Below are 2,285 nucleotides of genomic sequence, written 5' to 3'. Positions count from 1 at the left end.
GTCCAGGCTGTGGCCGCCATCGGCCTCACGCACATGCAGGTGCAGCATGGCGGCGCCGGCCTGCAGGCAGCGCTGGGCCTCCTGCGCCAGCTGCTCGGGCGTTTGCGGCACGTGGGGGTATTCAGTGCGCCGCTTGTAGGCGCCGTTGGGCGCCACGGTCAGGATCAACGGGTCGGTCATCGGGTGGCTCATGCTTGGCCTTGCGTGTCATTCACCGGCGGCAGCGGCGGCAGGTCGTCGGCCAGCAGGGCCAGGCCGCGCTGCAGCGCCGCGTCGTAGCGGGCGCGCTCGGCGCTGCGCTGCGGCTCGGGCCAAGGCTGGAAGCCTTCGCCGGCCTTCATGCCGATGCGGCCGGCGGCCACGTGCTCACGCAGCACGCGGGCGGGCGTGGCGCTGTTGCACAGGCTTTCGTAGATGGTGGCGGCGGCGGCGCAGTGCACGTCCAGCCCGGCATGGTCACGCTGCAGCACCGGCCCCGCCGCCAGAAAGCGAAAGCCGAAGCCGAAGCGCACCGCGGCGTCCACGTCTTCGGGCGTGGCAATGCCCTGGTCGATCATCGAAAAGGCCTCACGCGCCAAGGCATGCTGCAGCCGGTTGGCCAAGAAGCCCGGCAAATCTTTGCGCACCAGCACCGGCACGCTGCCGCACTGGCGCATCAAATCGGCCAGCCGCTCAGCCGCCTGCAGCTCGCTGCCCTCGCCCATCACCACCTCCACCAGCGGCACGCGGTGCGCCGGCATGAAGAAGTGCAGGCCCAACAGGCGGCCTTGCCCGGCCAGCCCCGCGCCGATGCGGCTGATGGGAATGCCCGAGCTGTTGCTGGCCAGCACCGCCGCGGCCGGCGCCAGCGCCACCAGCTCGGCGAACACCTGCTGCTTGATGGCCAGCTGCTCGGGCACGCACTCCACCACCAGTTGCTGGTCGGGCCAGTGCACCTCGGCCAGCGTGGTGACGGTGCGCAGCCGGCCGGCCCAGGCGGCGCGGTCCAGCGCGGCCAGCTCGGCGGTCACATGCTCGGCCAGGCGGCCATGGCGGCTGGCGTCACGCTCCACCAGCGTGACGGTGCAGCCGCCGCGGGCCAGCACCACGGCCACGTCGGCGCCCATGGTGCCGCCGCCCACCACGACGGCGTGGCTGCGGGTGCTGGGCTGGGGCAGGTAGTTCAAGGCGTCGTCTCCACGGTACTGGGTGTGCGGCAGTCTAGGAACCGGGCGTTGATCGGTCCAACTGCGAATTCGTATAAATTGATCGGCGATGTTGATCAATCAAAGCTGGACCCTGCGTGAGCTGGACGCCTTCCTGGTGCTGGCCGAAACCCTGAACTTCCGCCGCACCGCAGCCCGGGTGCACCTGTCGCAGCCGGCGGTCTCCAGCCTGATCACGCGTTTGGAAACCGCCTTCGGCGCACGCCTGTTCGAGCGCAGCACCCGCGCCGTGCACCTGACCGATGCCGGCCAGGCGCTGCTGGGTCCGGCGCGCCTGCTGCGCCAGCAAGCCCAGGCCGCGGCCGCCGCGGTGCGCGACGTGGTGGAGCTGCGCAGCGGCCAGGTGCGCATGGCCGCCCTGCCCTCATTGGCCGCCACGGTGATGCCGCGGGTGATGGCCACGCTGGCGGTGCAGCACCCCGGGCTGCGGCTGGACCTGCTGGACACGCTGTCGGGCCCGGCCTTCGACCTGGTGCGCGCTGGCGAGGCGGACTTTGCACTCACTGCCGCCAACCCGGCTTATGCCGACCTGAGCTACACCCAGCTGGCGGCCGACCGCTTCGTGCTGCTGCTGCCGGCCGGGCATGCACTGGCGCAGGCGCCCGATGCGCCGTTGGCCTGGGCTCAGACGGTGGAGCTGCCGCACATCTCGATGCCCGCGCCCACCAGCGTGCGCCAGTACGCCGATGCAGCGCTGCTGCAGCTGGGCCGCCGCTTCGAGCCGCGCTACGAGGTGGAACACCTGGCCACCATCAATGCCATGGTGGCCGCCGGCCTGGGCGTGGCCGCGCTGCCCGAGCTGGCGGCGCTGGTGGCCCGCGGGCCGCAGGTGGTGCAGCGCCCGCTCACCGGCCCCGAGGTGCTGCGCCCCATCGGCCTGGTGACGCGTGAAGGCCGCAGCCTGTCGGCCGCCGCGCAGGCGGTGGTGGACCTGCTGCCCGGTGAGCTGGCGCGGCTGCTGGCCAACCCTGCGCCGCTACCATCCCAAGCATGAACACCGCAGTACCGACCATCCGTGTTCTGACCGTCGACGACCACCCCCTGCTGCGCGAAGGCATCGGCGCGGTGGTGGGCCGCCAG

3 protein-coding genes are annotated in these 2,285 nt (G+C 72.0%); 1 reads left to right on the top strand and 2 read right to left on the bottom strand.

All coding sequences use genetic code 11. From position 1 onward, the window contains the following. Positions 1–180 (bottom strand): 3-keto-5-aminohexanoate cleavage protein (locus ABNT58_RS03900; protein ID WP_348752202.1); only part of this gene is annotated, 180 nt, incomplete at its 3' end. 8 nt (positions 181–188) lie between these two features. Continuing rightward, complete coding sequence (locus ABNT58_RS03895; protein WP_348752201.1) at positions 189–1,166, bottom strand: 3-hydroxyacyl-CoA dehydrogenase NAD-binding domain-containing protein; 978 nt, start codon at positions 1,164–1,166, stop codon at positions 189–191. Positions 1,167–1,254: 88 nt separating this feature from the next. Between ABNT58_RS03895 and ABNT58_RS03890 the strand changes: the two genes are divergently transcribed. After that, positions 1,255–2,199 (top strand): LysR family transcriptional regulator, encoded by a 945-nt coding sequence (locus tag ABNT58_RS03890; protein WP_348752200.1) that lies wholly within the window; start codon positions 1,255–1,257, stop codon positions 2,197–2,199. Positions 2,200–2,285 lie beyond the last annotated feature (86 nt).

It is taken from the genome of uncultured Aquincola sp. (assembly GCF_964001545.1).
Lineage (GTDB): Bacteria > Pseudomonadota > Gammaproteobacteria > Burkholderiales > Burkholderiaceae_C > Aquincola.
Note: the sequence above shows the minus strand (reverse complement) of the source record. Positions and strands in the feature narration are given on the sequence as shown.